This is a genomic window from Haemophilus sp. HMSC61B11, from assembly GCF_001838615.1.
GTDB lineage: Bacteria > Pseudomonadota > Gammaproteobacteria > Enterobacterales > Pasteurellaceae > Haemophilus_D > Haemophilus_D parainfluenzae_AD.
This window is the reverse complement of the sequence record NZ_KV837982.1, coordinates 1-17867: the sequence shown is the minus strand read 5'-3', so window position 1 is coordinate 17867 and position 17867 is coordinate 1. Positions and strand designations below refer to the sequence as shown.

Sequence of the window (17867 nt, the reverse complement as noted above, 5' to 3'; positions counted from 1 at the left end):
TTAAAAAAATGTGTGAGGGAGTGTAATTTTAACCATCGTACCACCTTGCTCCCCTTTTGAAATCGTAAGTTGGGCATTTAATTGGCGACTGCGTTCAGTCATGATATTTAAACCATAATGCCCTTCAGGTTCATCTAACGTTGGAATCCCTACCCCATTATCTTGCACAAGAATTTCGTATTCCCCTTCTGCATTGATATGTGCTTTTACCTCAATCAACGTACCTTTTGAGTGTTTAATCGCATTCAGCGTTGCTTCACGCACAATTTGCAAAACGTGCACTAATTCTTGTGGATTTAAACTTTGCGATGGCAAACTGCAGTCCACCGTCATTTGCATCTTCGTTTGTGAACGCAAGCTCTCAATAACTTGTTCTAAAGCAACCTGTAAATTAGCCTCTTGTACCGTTAAACGGAAGGTCGCCAATAATTCTCTCAGTTGAGAATATCCATCTGATAAGGCTTGTTCAAATTCACCAATGATCGCAATGCTTTTCTTTTTTGATTCCTCGTCTTCTTTCTTCAAATTATGTTTTAACAGCGTTAATTGAATTTGTAAGAAAGACAGCACTTGCGCCAACGAGTCATGTAATTCCCGTGCAATAATTGACCGCTCTTCCATCAATAATAGCTGCTCTTGCTGCCGTTGCGTTTTGTGTGAATACAACGCTTTTGCCACCATTTGCCCTAAGTTTTTCATCATACGCGGATCAGGACAAGGCAAACCGGCTTGCCACGAGAGCACTGCTAAGTTTTCATTTTCAATAGAAAGTTCTTCGACTTGAAGTGATTGTTTAGGATCTTTTTGTCCAAAGGAAATTTCCCAATGTTCTGAGCCGAAAATTTCTAACTCAATGTAGCGTAAATGTTCGCTAACACGAATATGATTGAGCACTTGGCTGAGAATTTTATCATTAATCTTCGTGGGCGTAAGCAACTGCGAGCTTTGATAAAGTGTGGTTAAAGAGCGGTTAGTTTGGCGTAACTTTTGCGTTTTCTCATTAACGGCATCTTCTAAACGTGAATAAAGTCGCCCTAATTCCGATGACATTTGCGTAAACACTTTCGCCAAAACACCAAGCTCATTACCACTTTCTGTATCAAGCTGGATATGTTTAAACTGCCCCATTTGCACTTGCATACTGGCTTTCGTCATGAGCTCTAAAGGCTTCACCACTTCGAGCTTCATATACCAAATGACATAAGACACCATCGCGAGGATCAATAGCATTGAAATACATAGCACTGAAACCGCACTAATCCATTTTTGTTCAGCAAAGCGTTGCAATTCCAACACGAAATCATCGACATCTTGTACATAACTTTTCAGTTCTGCATGATATTTTTCGATTTGATGCGCACGAGCGAAATCTGACATCACTGACCATCGTTGAAGGATTTTTTGATAAGACGCTTTCATCCCAGAAGGCGCAAAAAGCTGATTCTGCACAGTAAGCAAGACATTAGCGTTGAGACTATCTTGGTAACGCACTAAATTCTGTTCAACTGTATTAGGTGAACGTTCCATTTCCGTTAATAACCGATAACTTTGCATACGCAAAGAACCGGAAATATTAATAGCTTCCGCATCCGATTTATTACTGGCCATCACGAGCAAACTCAATGAGCTAATAATGCCCATGAAGATGATGACCACAAATAAATATTTAGCAATACGGGTAGAAACTGAACGTTTAGCGTACACAATAATTCTTCAACATTGGGGAAAGTGCCCATAGTTTAACATAAAGTGCGTTTAAAATTGGCTGATTTTTCACAAATAAAAAACATCGACTTTGACACCGATGTTTTCAAAAACTTAAATTTTTTTGACCGCACTTAGCTTAATTCTTTGCCTTTTAATTCGGGCACTAAGAAGACTGTCGCCACCATGTCGATAACATAAATCACCGCTAAGAAAGCAATCGCAATGCTGAATGAGTACGCGGATACAATCGCCCCAACAACAACCGGTCCAAAGCCACCAACAGCACGACCTAAGTTAAACAATACATTTTGTGCGGTTGCACGCGCTTCTGTCGGATAGGCTTCTGCCATTAACGCCCCATAACCGCCCATCATGCCGTTTACGAACATTCCTAAGAATGCGCCAGCCACCAACATCGCAGTTGGATCAGTTAATTGAGAATAAGTAATGATGCTGATCACAGCTCCAAGTTGGAATAATAAGAAACTTGGTTTACGTCCGATTCTATCTGCTAGACGCCCGAAGATCCAAATCCCCGCCATCATGCCGCATACGGTAACTGCCGTCCATAAACCTGATTTCGTTAAACTAAAGCCAAGTTGTTTAGATAAGAAGTTTGGCATCCAAATCATAATACCGTAGTAACCGAAGTTTTGTACCGAAGTTAACACCACTATACCAAGGCTTACTTTTGTGGTTGCTTTATCTTTCACTAAGAGTTTAAAAGATTCCAGTTTAGATATTTTTTGGGTAGAAAGTTCGGTCTGTTTTTGTGAGAAAATTTCAGGTTCATGTAAGCGAACTCGTAAATACCAAGCAACAAATGCCGGGAAGATACCGACAACGAACATACCGCGCCAGCCGATATGTGGAAGCAATACTGGTGTGAGTAACGCGGCGGCTAACACACCCACTTGCCAACCTAACGCCACATAAGACGCCGCTTTTGCGCGGTGTTTGGCAGGCCACGCCTCAATGGCTAATGCCATACCGATACCAAATTCACCGCCCAAACCGATACCTGCAATGGTGCGATAAATTAATAAATCCCAATAGCCTTGCGCAATTGCACATAATCCGGTAAAGACCGCGAAGAGGACAATTGTCCAAGTTAGTACGCGTACACGTCCATAACGATCGCTTAATGCACCAAATACAATACCGCCCACCACAGCACCAATAAGTGTCCAGGTGACTAATGAGCCAGATTGTGCGGGAGTTAAATTAAGATCGGCCGAAATGGCACTAAGCATAAATCCAAGAATAAGAAGATCGAATCCATCCATCGCGTAGCCGACAGCAGATCCAATCAAGGCTTTCCAGCCATATTGATTGACGTTTGTCATGATTGAGGTCCCTTTTGCTACTCACGGGTAGCGTTTAAAGTGAAATGATGAGGAAAGAAATATTCCGACGCGTAGTTTAGAGAAATTGACGGGATTTTGCAAGAATGAGAAAAGCAAAGTGCGGTTGATTTTATTCAAGTTTTTATTTTTTCAATAAAATTCGAATTAATAAAGCAATGGCTGCCGCATCATCCACCAAACCTAATGGGCCAAGCACCGCTTCAGGCAAAATATCAATGGGGCTGAACAAATAAATCAGAATGATGGCGATTTTAATTAACTTTGTTTTATTCATAGTCATTGGACGAAAAGAAAAAGATCAGGTAAATTCTACAACTTATCCGAATGGTGAATCATCACAAAATGTTCCCAAAGCTGCTCTTCGCTTTCTTGGTGTTCAGGATCTGGCTTAATGCAGTTTGTAATTGGGCAAACTTTTTGGCAGGTTGGCGTGTCATAATGACCAACACATTCCGTACAAAGTACAGGATCGATCACATAGATCTCCTCGCCGATTGAAATTGCTTCATTCGGACATTCGGGGAGGCACATATCGCAGTTTGTGCATTTGTTTGTGATCAGTAACGCCATACCATTCCTTTATATGAGAAAGCGGCGAATTATAGCCGACAAAAACAAAATTGACAAAATTTAAACAGGATTTTTATGAAAAAACAGGTTTCTACTCTTTCCCTTATTGCCCTTGCTACATTTAGTATTTGGCAATATTTCACTGAACACAAAAAAGACACAAACCCCGCCCCAACAACTACACAACAACAAAGCCAAAGTGCGGTCAAAAATACCAAAGATTTTGGAAATTATGATGTCATCATGCGCGATGATGCCATTGGACAAAATAAAAACGCCCCTGTTGATTACTATATGTTGGCCTTATCTTGGTCGCCTGCATTCTGTGAAAAACAACGTGCGCAATATGGCAATAATTTACCTGATTCAGCGCAATATCAATGTAGTACAAAAAATCATTTTGGCTGGGTGGTGCATGGCTTATGGCCACAAAATGCGAATGCACGTTCTGTTACGGATCATCCACGTTTTTGTAAGGGTGATTTAGCACCGCTTCCAATTGAAACCCTCGAACCTTATCTTTCAATCTCGCCAGGTGCAAAATTATTGCAAGGCGAATGGGAAAAACATGGTAGCTGTGCGTTTGATTCAGCGGAAGCTTATTTCAAACAAGAGAAAGCATTATTTGAATCACTCTTCTTGCCAAACGAACAATTAAGCCGTAAAGAATTATTTCAATGGATGAAGCAGAATAATCCACAACTAAAAGGCGCTTATTTAGGCGCGAGCCATAATGAATTATTCATTTGCTATGATCGCCAATGGCAAGTAATCGATTGCCCTAAATAAGCATAACTCGCTTTTTTATTTGATCTACATCGTTACAACCTAGTAAGATCTAGGTATAATGTCCCAGTTTAATTTTAACTAACCCAAGAGGAAAGCTTATGTCAGTAATCAAAATGACCGACTTAGATTTAAAAGGTAAACGTGTATTTATTCGTGCGGACTTAAACGTACCGGTAAAAGATGGCAAAGTGACATCTGATGCGCGTATTCGTGCGACTATCCCGACCTTAAAACTGGCTTTAGAGAAAGGCGCAAAAGTGATGGTTACCTCTCACTTAGGTCGTCCAACTGAAGGTGAATTCAAGCCTGAAGACTCTTTACAACCGGTTGTTGATTACTTAAAAGACGCAGGTTTCAATGTGCGTTTAGTACAAGACTACTTAAACGGTGTGGATGTTAAAGAAGGCGAAATCGTTGTTTTAGAAAACGTACGTGTAAACAAAGGTGAGAAGAAAAACGATCCTGAATTAGGTAAAAAATATGCCGCACTTTGCGATGTCTTCGTAATGGATGCATTCGGTACCGCTCACCGTGCACAAGCGTCAACTTACGGCGTAGCGGAATTTGCACCAATTGCTTGTGCAGGTCCATTATTAGCGGCTGAGTTAGATGCATTAGGTAAAGCATTAAAAGAGCCAGCTCGTCCAATGGTTGCGATCGTAGGCGGTTCTAAAGTTTCTACTAAATTAGAAGTATTAAACTCTCTTTCAAAAATTGCTGACCAAATTATCGTGGGCGGTGGTATTGCGAACACATTTATCGCGGCAGCAGGCCACAATGTAGGTAAATCGTTATATGAAGCAGATTTAATCCCTGTAGCAAAAGAATTAGCAGCCAGCACTGACATTCCAGTACCAGTTGATGTACGTGTAGGTACTGAATTCTCTGAAACTGCACCAGCGACAGAAAAATCAGTGACCGAAGTGAAAGATGATGAATCTATCTTTGATATTGGTGACAAATCTGCAGAACAATTAACAGAAATCATCAAAAATGCTAAAACCGTTTTATGGAATGGTCCAGTTGGCGTGTTTGAATTCCCTAACTTCCGTAAAGGTACTGAAATCATTTCTCACGCGATTGCAAACAGCGATGCATTCTCTATTGCAGGGGGTGGTGATACTTTAGCAGCAATCGATTTATTCGGTATCGCAGATAAAATCTCTTACATCTCTACCGGTGGTGGTGCATTCTTAGAATTCGTTGAAGGTAAAGTATTACCTGCAGTAGAAATTCTTGAAAAACGTGCAAACGGTTAATTAAATGGCTTCTATCCCCTCGCAAAGAGGAGATAAATATTGATTCTTCAAACAGAGGAATAAATCCTCCAAAACAAAAGGAAACACAACTATGGCTAAATTATTAGATATCGTAAAACCTGGCGTAGTAACAGGTGAAGATGTACAAAAAATCTTTGCTTATGCCAAAGCAAACAACTTCGCGATCCCAGCAGTAAACTGCGTGGGTTCTGACTCCGTAAACGCTGTATTGGAAACCGCTGCACGTGTGAAAGCGCCAGTAATTATCCAATTCTCAAACGGTGGTGCAGCTTTTTACGCAGGTAAAGGTATCAAACCAACAAGTGGTGCTCGTCCAGACGTTTTAGGTGCGATCGCAGGGGCGAAACACGTTCATACTTTAGCCAAAGAATACGGTGTGCCAGTTATTCTTCATACCGACCACGCAGCGAAAAAATTACTTCCATGGATTGATGGCTTACTTGAAGCCGGCGAAAAACACTTCGCAGAAACCGGTCGTCCATTATTCTCTTCCCACATGCTCGATCTTTCCGAAGAGCCAATGGAAGAAAACATGGCAATCTGTCGCGAATATCTTGCCCGTATGGACAAAATGGGTATGACTCTTGAAATCGAAATCGGTATCACCGGTGGTGAAGAAGATGGTGTGGATAACTCCGATGTGGATGAATCCCGTCTTTACACCCAACCGTCTGATGTGCTTTATGTTTACGACCAATTACATCCAGTTAGCCCGAACTTTACCGTTGCCGCAGCATTTGGTAACGTACACGGTGTTTACAAACCGGGTAACGTGAAATTAAAACCATCTATTTTAGGCGCATCACAAGAATTCGTGGCAAAAGAACGCAATCTTCCTGCTAAACCAATCAACTTCGTATTCCACGGTGGTTCAGGTTCTAGCCGCGAAGAAATCCGCGAAGCGATTAGCTATGGTGCGATCAAAATGAATATCGATACTGATACTCAATGGGCTGCATGGAATGGTATCTTAAACTTCTATAAAGCAAATGAAGCTTATCTTCAAGGTCAATTAGGTAACCCTGAAGGTCCTGATGCACCAAACAAAAAATACTACGACCCACGTGTTTGGTTACGTAAAATGGAAGAATCAATGTCTAAACGTTTAGAACAATCTTTCGAAGACTTAAACTGCGTTGATGTTTTATAATCCATAAAAATAGACTAAAATAAGACCGCACTTTCTAGTGCGGTTTTTTATTTTACATAACCTAAATATCGACCATAATCTATGCAAATAACAAAACAAAATTGGTTAATCACCATAATAAACGTCTCGGTAACGCTTTTTTTTCTTTCGATATTTATTGTCAAAGGGGGATATAATGCTGCACCGCTTCTACTGATGTTAATCGGTTTAGGTTATGGTGTCTATGCTTTAATCAAGAAACCGATCGTAAACTTATCAAAAGTCGATAAATACTTAATTTACAGTTACCTTTTTTATTTTATTACCTTTGTACTTTCTCTCAGTATTAATGGGGGGAAAATGCGCGATCTTGATACGGCAAGCCGCGTCGTTTTCTTTGTTCCTGTTTTACTTTTATTATTAAAATACCCTATCAAAACTTGCGTTTTGAGTTATTCTATTCCGCTTGGTAGTATTATTTCCCTTTGCGTAGCACTTTATGATAAATTTATCTTGAATTTACGCCCAGAGCAAAATCCTCGAATTATGCATATTCAAGGTGGCGATATTTCTATGTCATTAGGTATTTTTAGCCTAATTATTGCCCTATATGCCCATCAGAAAAAAGACGTAAGATTAACCACTCTTAGTGTCATCGGTGGTTTATGTGGCATCGTAGGAAGTTTACTTTCTACCGCTCGAGGTGGATGGGTAGCATTACCCGTCTTACTTATTGTTATCCCTTATATTTATCGCCATTCTCTTTCAAAACGTTTTTTCCTGACTTTCTTTGGAATTATTGTGGTCGCAAGCATTGGTATTAGTCAATTGCCAAATAACCGCATTATGGAACGAATTAATGTTGCTCAAAAAGATATCCAACTTTATCTAGACAAAAATAATGGCAACACCTCTCTAGGTGCTCGTTTTGAAATGTGGAAAAGTGCGATTGCAATGGCGAAAGAAAAGCCGTTATTTGGTTGGGGTATTCAAGGCGCAACAGAAAAACGTAAGCAAGAAACGAAAGAAAAAATTGCTACGGGTAATATTGGACAATTTACTCATGCTCATAATCAATATTTAGACGACCTATCCAAACGAGGAATTGTCGGATTACTTGCTTTGCTTGCTGTTTTATTTATTCCTCTACGTGCCTTTATGAAAAAGCTGAATACCAAGAATGATGAGGTCAAACTGATTGCAACGTTAGGCGTTGCCCATGTTTTATCTGTGATGATTTATGGCTTAAGCCAAGGTTTCTTGGTACATAATTCAGGTACTATTTTTTACTTTTTCTTAACGATTGTGTTTTATGCTGCAATACGAACACATCAGAAGGCAGAATAATGAAAATTTTAGTCATTCGTAACGATAAACTGGGCGACTTTGTTCAAGCATTCCCTGCTTTTGCGATGTTGAAAGCCTCAAATCCTGCGCTAAAACTGACCGCACTTGTGCCGGCTTATACCGCGCCTCTTGCTCAAATCTGCCCCTATTTAGATGATGTCATTATTGACAGTATTAAGAACGATAAAGCCGACTTCAATCGTCTTATTAAAGAAATCAAAGAGCAGAAATTTGATGGCATGATTAGCTTCTTTTCCAATACTCATAACGGTAAATTAGCTTGGAAAAGTAGGATTCCTTATCGTCTTGCACCTGCGACAAAATGGGTGCAAATCCTTTATAACCATCGTTTAACACAACGCCGTTCACGCTCAGAAAAATCTGAAGCAGAATACAATCAAGATCTGGCTCGAGCGTTCTTAAAGAAATATAACATGCCGATTGTGGAACCCAAACCACCTTACCTTTCACTTTCTGAAAGTGCGGTTAAAAATCAACGTGTTTTTCTTCAAGAACAATTCGGTTTATCGGCAGATAAAAAATGGGTGTTTGTGCATAACGGAACAGGTGGTTCAGCAACAAGTCTCTCATTGTCGCAATATGCTAAATTGATACAAGGCTTGTTAAGTGAATTTGATTGCCAGATTATCTTAACAGCAGGACCCGGTGAAAGTGAAAAAGCCCATGAGTTAGCGGCAAAAGTCGATCACCCAAATGTGGTTGTATACGATAAAAATAAAGGATTAGTGGATTTTGCACACTCTCTGGCTTGTTCAGATTTATTTATTGCGGGCTCTACTGGACCATTGCATTTAAGCAGTGCATTCAATGTGCCAACGATCGGATTCTATCCAAATAGTCGCTCATCTCAGCCTCGTCGTTGGAAGCCGATTAATGATGCAGATAAACATCTTGCTTTCTGCCCACCAAAAGGAAAAGAGGAAATGAATTTAGGCTTAATTTCGATTGATGATGCTTTAATTGAGATTATTCCCTTCGTACGGAAGATGTGGCAAACGGGCAATTGAGTTTAGGCATAACTGTACAATCCAACCTATTGCGGCGGCAAAAACAACGGTACCTATGCCAACTGTGCCGCCGAGGAGATAACCTAGCACACAAACCGACACTTCAAGGCTTGTTCTCACAATACCCACTTTTAAATGAAGGCGTTGACAAAACCCTACCATTAATCCATCCCGCGGGCCAGCGCCTTGATGACAGGTTAAATATAATGCTGTTCCAAGCCCATAAAGCAAAAGCCCAATTCCGCCGAATAAGATTCGACTCAAAAGTACGGTTGGTTCAGGTACAATTTTCACAGTTAAACCAAGAAAAAAAGCAATCACGATAATATTCAAAATCGTGCCAAGCCCAAATCTTAACTTAAGGGGAATCCAAGCTAACATCACCAAACAGCTAATCCAAAATGATGCCCAACCAATACTAACTCCAGCTTGTAATGCCACGCCTTGAGAAAGTACGGTCCAAGGTGAAGAACCCAAATTAGCGAGCACAATCAAGCCATCTCCAATGCCCAGTATTGCCAAAGCAAATAAGAGCATCAACATGGTTTTACCTTCGACTGACCATAGCGATTTAGCGGCCCAACTGGTGTGAGGAATCACCCGTGCTTTTTTCATATTATTCCCATTTATATTTAACGCTTACATCATAATGGGAAACCCCATAAAACCAAAGCATTTTAACGTCATATGATATAACCGAATTGACTGATAAATATCATAAATGTGATGTAGATCACATTGTCAAAATTGTCATCATCCAATCACTGACTTAAAATAGGCTACCCTTTTAAATTAGGACATAATTATGCTTGCATCTCTTCAAGATATTTTGGATACCGTAAAATCCAATACACTCACCTATCAACAAAAACTCATGTGTTTAGGCAATATTGCCGAGCGATTATTTGATCCTCGTGAATTATTAGGCTACACAGATGAAGAATGGCAATTCCTTCAAAATCAAATGATCTGTGATTTAAATGAAGGCTACGCGATTTATCGTCCTCGCTATATCTTGCCGGATTACAATGTGTATATTAAAAAAGGCTGTGAATTCCTTGAATTGCCAGCACCAAAAAATCTTGATGAAGCATTAGATGGCTTATTGATTTTATATTCCCACGTGCCATCAATTACCACATTCCCGGTTTACATTGGGCGTTTAGACATGCTACTTGATCCGTTTATTACCGATGAAAAACAAGACTACATCAAAATTAAACGTTTCTTAAATCATGTGGATAAAACTGTGCCAGATTCATTCTGTCATGCCAATATTGGACCTTATGACACCAAAGCAGGGCGTTTGATTTTAAAAGCGGTGATTGAGTTGGAAGCACCAACACCCAATATGACCATTCGTTACGATAAGAGTAAAACAAGTCATGAATTTGCAGAATTAGCGGCAAAAGCGTGCTTATTGGTTTCGAAACCATCTTTTGCCAATGATGCTTACTACATTTCTGACTTAGGTGAGCAATATGGTATTGCAAGCTGCTACAATGCGCTTCCTGAGTGTGGTGGCGCTTATACCCTCACCAGACTACGTTTGGGTACCATTGCACGTGCCTGTAAAACCGTGGATGAAATGGTCAATGAGCTTTTACCTCGTGTCGCAAAATGTGCACTTTCCACCATGGATAAACGCCATAAATTTGTAGTAGAAGAAAGCAACTTCTTCAATACCTCATTCCTCGAAAAAGAAGGGTTTATCAAACGAACCAATTTCACAGGAATGTTCGCCATTGTAGGGCTTGCAGATGCAGCAAATCACTTGTTACAACAAGAAGGATTAAATGAAACCTTTGGTAAAAGCCAACGCGGTGATGAAATTGCGACCTTGATTATGGATAAATTAAAAGAAGTCACGGATAACCATGAAGGCGTGTATGCTGAACGTACGGGCAACCGTTATTTATTGCATGCGCAAGTAGGTGCAAGCAATCATGAAGAAGATAAACGTAATGCACCTGCGCATCGTATTCGTGTGGGTGAAGAACCAACGTTATTGGCTCATTTAAAACAATCGGCGCCATTCCATAAATACTTCCCATCAGGTACGGGGGATTTGTTTGCCTTTGACCAAACCTATGTGGATCATTTAGATGCTGTCGTCGATATTATCGATGGTTCATTTGCACAAGGTTACCGCTATATCACCACTTACCTTAAAAACACCGATTTGATTCGTGTAACGGGTTATTTGGTGAAGAAAAGCGAAGTGGAAAAATACCGTAAAGGTGAAGTAGCATTGCGTGATACCACTTGGTATGGTTCGGGTACCGATGATTGCGCACAAGTCTTTGATCGTCAATTACGCGATGAACAAGATGTAAGTGCAAGCTAGAAAAAAGTGCGGTCAAAAAACTCTCTATTTTTTGACCGCACTTACTCTTTTTCTGCCTTTTCTAAAATTGCTTTGTGTTCTCGAATCAATGCCATAAACGGCTGCCCAAAGCGTTCTAATTTAATCGCCCCGACTCCATTAATTTGTAACATTTCAATATTGCTTGTTGGCATATATTGCGCCATTTCCTGTAACGTCGCATCGTTAAAGACAATATAAGGCGGAATATTTTCTTTATCCGCAAGTTGCTTCCTTAAGAAACGCAAACGCGCAAACAAATCTTTATCATAATTTGCCACTGTATTTTTGTGGGATGTATGCACAATTTTATTAACGGATGAAATGCGCGGCATCGCTAATTCAAGTGGCACTTCGCCTTTTAAAACAGGGCGTGCACTTTCTGTGAGCTGAAGCGTGGCACTATTAAACTCTCCGAGCACTTGCTGAATAAAACCCAGATGAATAAGCTGACGAATGACCGATTGCCAATGTTCTTTGCTTTTATCTTTGCCAATGCCATAAACACTTAACTTATCATGTTGACGTTCTACAATTTTTTGATTGTGCATCCCTCGCAATACCGCAATGACATATTGCACACCGAAACATTGCCCCACACGATAAATCGTCGACATCACTTTTTGCGCATCAATTAAGCCATCATATTTCTTTGGCGGGTCTAGACAAATATCACAGTTTTGACAAGGCGTTTGACGATGTTCACCAAAATAATTGAGTAACACCAAACGACGACAAGTTTGACTTTCTGCAAATTCACCAATGGCTTCCAATTTATGTTGCTCAATTTGACGTTGTGGTGTTTCTGGTTTTTCAAGCAGAATTTTCTGCAACCAAGCATAATCAGCCGGCTCGTAGAAAAGCACCGCTTCCGCAGGTAAATCATCTCGTCCCGCACGACCAGTTTCTTGATAATATGATTCAATGCTTCTCGGCAAATCAAAATGGGCAACAAAACGTACATTGGATTTATTAATGCCCATCCCAAACGCAATCGTCGCAACCACAACTTGAACATTATCTCGTTGAAAATCTTGTTGGACGCGTTCACGCAGTGCTGTTTCCATCCCTGCATGATACGCTGCAGCCGACACGCCTTTATTTCGCAAAATTTCTGCTATACGCTCCACTTTCGAACGACTATTGCAATACACAATGCCGCTTTTACCTTTCTGAGCTAAGACAAAACGCGTAAGCTGCTCCATCGGCTTAAACTTTTCTTCCAACGTATAACGAATATTCGGGCGGTCAAAACTGCCAATGTATTTGTGAGGATTGTCTAATTTCAGATGAGTCAGGATATCCTGTCTTGTCGCGTAATCAGCCGTAGCCGTTAATGCCATAATCGGCGCATTTGGAAACGCTGCTTTTAAGCCCCCAAGCTGAGTATATTCAGGACGGAAATCATGGCCCCACTGTGAAATACAATGGGCTTCATCAATGGCAATAAAGGAAATTTGAGCATAAGAAATCAGCTGAAAAAAGCTGTTTGTCATCACTTTTTCAGGTGAAACATATAATAATTTTAATTGGCCTGAAATCAGCTTATTCTCAACTTGCTGTTGTTGTTCGGGCGTCTGACTAGAATTTAGAAAATCGGCTTCAATACCGTTTGCTTGTAGTTGATCTACCTGATCTTTCATTAAAGAAATCAAAGGCGAAATCACTAACGTGAGACCAGGAAAACAAAGTGCCGGAATTTGATAACACAAGGATTTACCGTTTCCTGTGGCCATCACTACTAAAGCATCCTGACCGCTTAATGCGGCATGAATTACTTCTTCCTGCCCTTTGCGGAAAGATTGGTAACCAAAAACAGACCGCAACGTATGAAGTGCGGTCGTTTTTAAATCTGTTTTTTGCGGGGCAAGTTCCGCCATTAGAATGTTACCATTTCTCCATGAGCAGCAACCGCCTCGGTTAAAGAATCCCAAAAGCGTTTACCATCATTTGCCACCCAATCATTGTTTTTATAGGCAAAATGAAATCCACCCAATCGGCTCGCAAGCCAAAGCTCAAGGAGCGGCTCTTGCTTATTGATAACAATTTGTGAACGATCATCAAATGTAATAGTAAATACCGAACCTTGCGTTTCGCAATCTACATCACAACCTTGATTCTCTAGCTCTTCTTCAATTTTTTGCCAAACCTGTTCAATATTTTGGTGAAATTCTGCAACATTCATAAAATTTTCCGATTAAATCTGATAGAATGCCGTGAATTATAAAGCCTTTCACCTCGTTGGCAAAGGCAGATTTTACTTATTAGAGAGATTGAAAAATGAAAAAATTACTTTCTATTTTATTACTCAGTGCATTCTGTACTTTAGCGACAGGTTGTGGTGTAAAAGGGCCATTATATTTTCCTGAAAAAGAACAACCACAAAACACGCAAAAAACACAATAAAAACTGACCGCACTTAAAGGATTCGTCATGGATTTTTTCCAATATAAAAACGAGCAACTTTATGTTGAAGATTTGCCCGTCAAACAACTCGCTGAAGAATTCGGCACACCGCTTTATATTTATTCTCGTGCCACACTTGAACGCCATTGGCATGCCTTTGATTCTGCTTTAGGAAAGCATCCACACTTGATTTGTTATGCCGTTAAAGCCAATTCCAATATTGGTATCTTGAATGTCATGGCAAAATTAGGTTCTGGTTTTGATATCGTTTCGCAAGGCGAATTAGAACGCGTATTAGCAGCAGGTGGAGAGGCATCAAAAGTTGTCTTTTCTGGCGTGGCAAAATCTCGTGCAGAAATTATGCGAGCGTTAGAAGTAGGAATTCGTTGTTTTAATGTGGAATCTATTGCGGAATTACACCATATCAACCAAATTGCGGGTGAAATGGGCAAAGTAGCCCCTATTTCTTTACGCGTAAACCCAGATGTCGATGCCCATACACATCCTTACATTTCCACAGGATTAAAGGAAAATAAATTTGGTGTAAGCGTAGACGAAGCGCGTGAGGTATATAAATTAGCAGCAACCTTATCTCATGTAAAAATTACAGGTATGGATTGCCATATTGGCTCTCAGCTTACTGAATTACAACCTTTCTTAGATGCAACTGATCGCCTCATTCGTTTAATGGAACAATTAAAAGAAGATGGCATCACATTAAAACACTTAGATCTCGGCGGTGGTTTAGGCGTAACTTATACTGATGAAACGCCACCTCACCCAAGTGACTATGCAACTGCGTTGCTAAATAAATTAAAAGATTATGAAGATCTCGAAATTATTCTAGAACCTGGCCGAGCGATTGCGGCGAATGCGGGGATTTTAGTGGCTAAAGTTCAATACTTAAAAACTAATGAAAGCCGTAACTTCGCGATTACCGATACTGGCATGAACGATATGATTCGCCCGGCACTCTATGAAGCTTATATGAACATCATTGAAATTGACCGCACTTTAGAACGTGAAAGAGCCATTTATGATGTTGTTGGCCCAGTATGCGAAACCTCTGATTTCTTAGGTAAACAGCGTGAGCTCGCCATTGCTGAAGGGGATTATATTGCTCAACGTTCTGCTGGTGCTTATGGTGCAAGTATGTCTTCAAACTACAATTCTCGTCCACGTACGGCTGAAGTGTTAGTGGATGGAGACAAAGTTCATTTAATTCGTCGTAGAGAAAATCTCAGCGAGTTATGGGCTCTAGAAAGTATCGCAGAATAAAAATAGATAGAAAGAAAAAACGGTCGAGACTTACATCTTGACCGTTTTTTATATAACTAAATAATTCGAGAGAATTGTTGTCGTTTTGCCGCAGCTCTTGAATAGGTATCAAAGCATAAACAAATATTACGGATTAATAAGCGACCTTTAGGCGAAACTTGTAAGCCTGTTTCTGTTTCAGAAATTAATCCATCTTCAAGTAATGGTTTTAATAACTGTAAATCTTCAGCAAAGTGTTTTTTGAAATCAATATTGTATTGTTTTTCAATGGGTGCAAAATCAAGCTTAAAGTTACAAATCAACTGCTTAATCACATCACGGCGTAAGCAATCTTCTTCTGTCATCGCTAAACCTTTATGTAATGCGATTCCTGAATTTTCTACATCATGATAATAATGTTTTAATTCTTTTTGGTTTTGAGCATATGTATCACCTAATAAACTAATGGCTGATACACCTAAACCGAGCAAATCACATTCTTCCTGAGTGGTATAGCCTTGGAAATTTCGGTGTAAGATACCTTTCTCTTGAGCAATCGCTAATTCATCATCGGGTTTAGCAAAGTGATCCATACCGATAAACTTATAGCCTGCATTCCCTAAGGTTTCGATAGTTTTCTGTAAGATTTCTAACTTAGTTTCTGGTGGCGGTAATTGATCTTCTTTAATTTTTGCTTGCCCCGCAAATCGACTTGGCAAATGGGCATAGTTAAAGATACTTAAACGATCTGGATTCAATTCAATCACTTTATTTAATGTGAACATAAAACTTTCCACATTTTGAAGTGGCAATCCATAAATTAAATCAAGATTCGTCGATTGGAAACCTAACTCACGAGCGCGAACAAGCAATGCATTCACAAATTCTTCATCTTGTTCACGGTTTACCGCTTTTTGAACCGCTTTATTGAAATCTTGTACACCCATGCTAATTCGGTTAAAACCAATATTGCGCAAATGATCAAGCATATCGAGTTCAATTTCGCGTGGGTCCATCTCAATACTGACTTCTGCATTGTCCGCAATCGTAAAGTGATCTTTAAGCATCTTCATCAAACGAGCAGATTGCTCTTCTGTCAAATAAGTCGGTGTACCACCGCCCCAATGCACTTGAGTAGCAATGCGATTTTTAAATAATTCTGAACGCGCTTTGATTTCTTTTTCAAGGTAATCAAGATAAATATCCGCCTTATGTTGATGACGAGTAATCACCTTATTACAGCCACAGAAATAGCAAAGTTTGTGACAAAACGGAATGTGTACGTAAAGGGAAAGTGGTCTTTCCGGATAACGATTGACCGCTGCAATAAAATCTTCGTTTGTGTAACTTTCATTAAATTCTAATGCAGTTGGATAAGATGTATAACGAGGTCCTGATTGATTATACTTTTGAATTAACGCAAGATCCCAAATAATTTCAGACATTAAGCTTCCCCAAATTTCTCTACGTCATTAAAAAACTGACGCAACTCCAACATAATTTCTTCTTCAAATTTTGCTTCTGCACTTTCTCGCTCAAGATCAAGTTTCATTCTTTCTTTTTTTAACAATGCTTTCCGAGCTTCATGCGTAGGCATTTCTTTCACAATATTATAAAGTGCATACATCGCTTGATATGGCTGTAAAGATTGTCCAAAAGGGAGTAAAAGCATTGATAAACGAATCACCCCTTCTGAATGGTTACAATCTCCATTTTGCATTGCTTTAGCGATAATTACCATACTCTCTTTTAGGCGTTTTGTACGAGCTATTTTAGCCTGTTTGATGATCATGTTTTGCTCGCGTAACTTCCTCAGTAATTTGAAAGCATAAAATGATACGCCAGCAATAATTCCCAAAGCAATAATACTTAAAATAATCGACCACATGACAATTATCTGAATTGGTTAATATCAATCTTCTCGAAGGTTCGATAGAGATCATCCTCTGTCTCCTCTTCATCTTGAATACCTAATTCTTCCATTAATTGAGCAATACGATCTAAGCATTCATCCACAAATTGTTGATCAGCTTTACTAATTGTTTTGCCTTCATCTAAGGCATCCAACAATTCATTTAGAATTTCATTATTTTCTAAACGTTCTAACTCAACTTCAGGCGCAAGTTTTTTCGGTTCTTTTACGGTTAGAATTGTCATCCCTTTCTCAGGTTTATTCACAAATTCAACAATCAGTGGAACCTTTTTACGGCTACCAATACGCGGATCTTTTTGTTCAACGAATTGGTTATTTTTATTTTGCTCTGCGTGACTATGACGAGAACCGGATGCTAAACCTTTATGTTTACGTTTTTTCTTATCTTCTCTTGCTTTAGCATCTAATTCATAACGTGTTAATTTCTTACCTGATAGCTTCGGTGCTTCAGGCTTCTTATCTGATTTACGAATTGGCATGATATCGCTAATTTTACGAGTTTTCTTTTTACGAGCCATTTGTGTTATTTATCCTATAAAAAATTTTGGTGATTGTACCATTCCACCTCTATTTTCTCATTAAAAGATTTAAACATCTTTAATAAAACTATTCTGATTTTGACCGCACTTTCCTTTTTTCAAACTAATCTTTAGTCAACGATCCATAAACAAAAACCCCAAGCTCTTCAG

The 17867-nt window shown here is 39.5% G+C and carries 18 protein-coding genes; 8 read left to right on the top strand and 10 right to left on the bottom strand.

The annotated features are described in order from the left end of the window. From narQ to HMPREF3263_RS06335, 4 genes are all read right to left on the bottom strand, one after another. Entirely contained in the window at positions 1 to 1704 is a 1704-nt protein-coding gene (narQ, locus tag HMPREF3263_RS06350; protein ID WP_005697347.1) for a nitrate/nitrite two-component system sensor histidine kinase NarQ, read from the bottom strand. A 134-nt stretch (positions 1705 to 1838) separates the two neighbouring features. Next, positions 1839 to 3053: an MFS transporter gene (locus HMPREF3263_RS06345; protein WP_005697322.1), complete on the bottom strand. Its 1215-nt coding sequence runs from the start codon at positions 3051 to 3053 to the stop codon at positions 1839 to 1841. Between the two features lie 142 nt (positions 3054 to 3195). Continuing rightward, positions 3196 to 3348, bottom strand: a complete 153-nt coding sequence (locus tag HMPREF3263_RS06340) for a DUF1232 domain-containing protein (protein WP_005696968.1) — start codon at positions 3346 to 3348, stop codon at positions 3196 to 3198. Positions 3349 to 3383: 35 nt separating this feature from the next. Further along, the gene (locus HMPREF3263_RS06335; protein ID WP_032803898.1) at positions 3384 to 3644 is read right to left on the bottom strand and encodes a YfhL family 4Fe-4S dicluster ferredoxin; all 261 of its coding nucleotides are present in this window, start codon (positions 3642 to 3644) and stop codon (positions 3384 to 3386) included. A 75-nt stretch (positions 3645 to 3719) separates the two neighbouring features. Between HMPREF3263_RS06335 and HMPREF3263_RS06330 the strand changes: the two genes are divergently transcribed. The 5 genes from HMPREF3263_RS06330 (at position 3720) to HMPREF3263_RS06310 (ending at position 9217) form a co-directional block, all read left to right on the top strand. Beyond that, positions 3720 to 4433 (top strand): ribonuclease T2 family protein, encoded by a 714-nt coding sequence (locus tag HMPREF3263_RS06330; RefSeq protein ID WP_005697325.1) that lies wholly within the window; start codon positions 3720 to 3722, stop codon positions 4431 to 4433. Positions 4434 to 4531: 98 nt separating this feature from the next. After that, positions 4532 to 5692 (top strand): phosphoglycerate kinase, encoded by a 1161-nt coding sequence (gene pgk / locus HMPREF3263_RS06325; protein WP_005697344.1) that lies wholly within the window; start codon positions 4532 to 4534, stop codon positions 5690 to 5692. A gap of 91 nt (positions 5693 to 5783) precedes the next feature. Then, entirely contained in the window at positions 5784 to 6863 is a 1080-nt protein-coding gene (fbaA, locus tag HMPREF3263_RS06320; protein ID WP_005697353.1) for a class II fructose-bisphosphate aldolase, read from the top strand. An 81-nt stretch (positions 6864 to 6944) separates the two neighbouring features. Next, positions 6945 to 8189: an O-antigen ligase family protein gene (locus HMPREF3263_RS06315; RefSeq protein WP_005697308.1), complete on the top strand. Its 1245-nt coding sequence runs from the start codon at positions 6945 to 6947 to the stop codon at positions 8187 to 8189. Beyond that, positions 8186 to 9217 (top strand): glycosyltransferase family 9 protein, encoded by a 1032-nt coding sequence (locus HMPREF3263_RS06310; protein ID WP_032803896.1) that lies wholly within the window; start codon positions 8186 to 8188, stop codon positions 9215 to 9217. The genes HMPREF3263_RS06315 and HMPREF3263_RS06310 overlap by 4 nt, the downstream gene beginning before the upstream one ends. On the opposite strand, the gene HMPREF3263_RS06305 is transcribed toward HMPREF3263_RS06310, so the two are convergent. Continuing rightward, the gene (locus HMPREF3263_RS06305) at positions 9167 to 9832 is read right to left on the bottom strand and encodes a membrane protein YczE (protein WP_032803894.1); all 666 of its coding nucleotides are present in this window, start codon (positions 9830 to 9832) and stop codon (positions 9167 to 9169) included. The two genes, HMPREF3263_RS06310 and HMPREF3263_RS06305, sit on opposite strands and share 51 nt — an antisense overlap. 190 nt (positions 9833 to 10022) lie before the next feature. Between HMPREF3263_RS06305 and HMPREF3263_RS06300 the strand changes: the two genes are divergently transcribed. Then, positions 10023 to 11564, top strand: coding sequence for a YjjI family glycine radical enzyme (locus tag HMPREF3263_RS06300; protein ID WP_005697349.1), 1542 nt, complete (start codon positions 10023 to 10025; stop codon positions 11562 to 11564). A 41-nt stretch (positions 11565 to 11605) separates the two neighbouring features. Here the strand turns inward: HMPREF3263_RS06300 and recQ are convergent, their stop codons facing one another. Then, entirely contained in the window at positions 11606 to 13462 is a 1857-nt protein-coding gene (gene recQ / locus HMPREF3263_RS06295; protein WP_005697313.1) for a DNA helicase RecQ, read from the bottom strand. After that, a complete protein-coding gene (gene cyaY, locus HMPREF3263_RS06290) occupies positions 13462 to 13767 on the bottom strand; it encodes an iron donor protein CyaY (RefSeq protein ID WP_005697330.1) in 306 nt (101 codons plus the stop codon). The genes recQ and cyaY overlap by 1 nt, the downstream gene beginning before the upstream one ends. 95 nt (positions 13768 to 13862) lie before the next feature. On the opposite strand from cyaY, the gene HMPREF3263_RS10800 reads away from it, so the two are divergent. Both HMPREF3263_RS10800 and lysA read left to right on the top strand, forming a co-directional pair. Further along, the gene (locus HMPREF3263_RS10800; protein ID WP_005697346.1) at positions 13863 to 13988 is read left to right on the top strand and encodes an LPS translocon maturation chaperone LptM; all 126 of its coding nucleotides are present in this window, start codon (positions 13863 to 13865) and stop codon (positions 13986 to 13988) included. Between the two features lie 27 nt (positions 13989 to 14015). Continuing rightward, positions 14016 to 15266, top strand: a complete 1251-nt coding sequence (gene lysA, locus HMPREF3263_RS06285; RefSeq protein ID WP_005697316.1) for a diaminopimelate decarboxylase — start codon at positions 14016 to 14018, stop codon at positions 15264 to 15266. A 56-nt stretch (positions 15267 to 15322) separates the two neighbouring features. On the opposite strand, the gene hemN is transcribed toward lysA, so the two are convergent. From hemN to yihI, 3 genes are read right to left on the bottom strand one after another with little or no spacing between them, the layout of a single operon-like run. Next, positions 15323 to 16690 (bottom strand): oxygen-independent coproporphyrinogen III oxidase, encoded by a 1368-nt coding sequence (gene hemN, locus HMPREF3263_RS06280; RefSeq protein ID WP_005697309.1) that lies wholly within the window; start codon positions 16688 to 16690, stop codon positions 15323 to 15325. Further along, positions 16690 to 17133: a DUF2489 domain-containing protein gene (locus HMPREF3263_RS06275; protein WP_070853103.1), complete on the bottom strand. Its 444-nt coding sequence runs from the start codon at positions 17131 to 17133 to the stop codon at positions 16690 to 16692. The genes hemN and HMPREF3263_RS06275 overlap by 1 nt, the downstream gene beginning before the upstream one ends. A gap of 5 nt (positions 17134 to 17138) precedes the next feature. Continuing rightward, positions 17139 to 17696: a Der GTPase-activating protein YihI gene (yihI, locus tag HMPREF3263_RS06270; protein WP_005697340.1), complete on the bottom strand. Its 558-nt coding sequence runs from the start codon at positions 17694 to 17696 to the stop codon at positions 17139 to 17141. Positions 17697 to 17867: the final 171 nt, after the last annotated feature.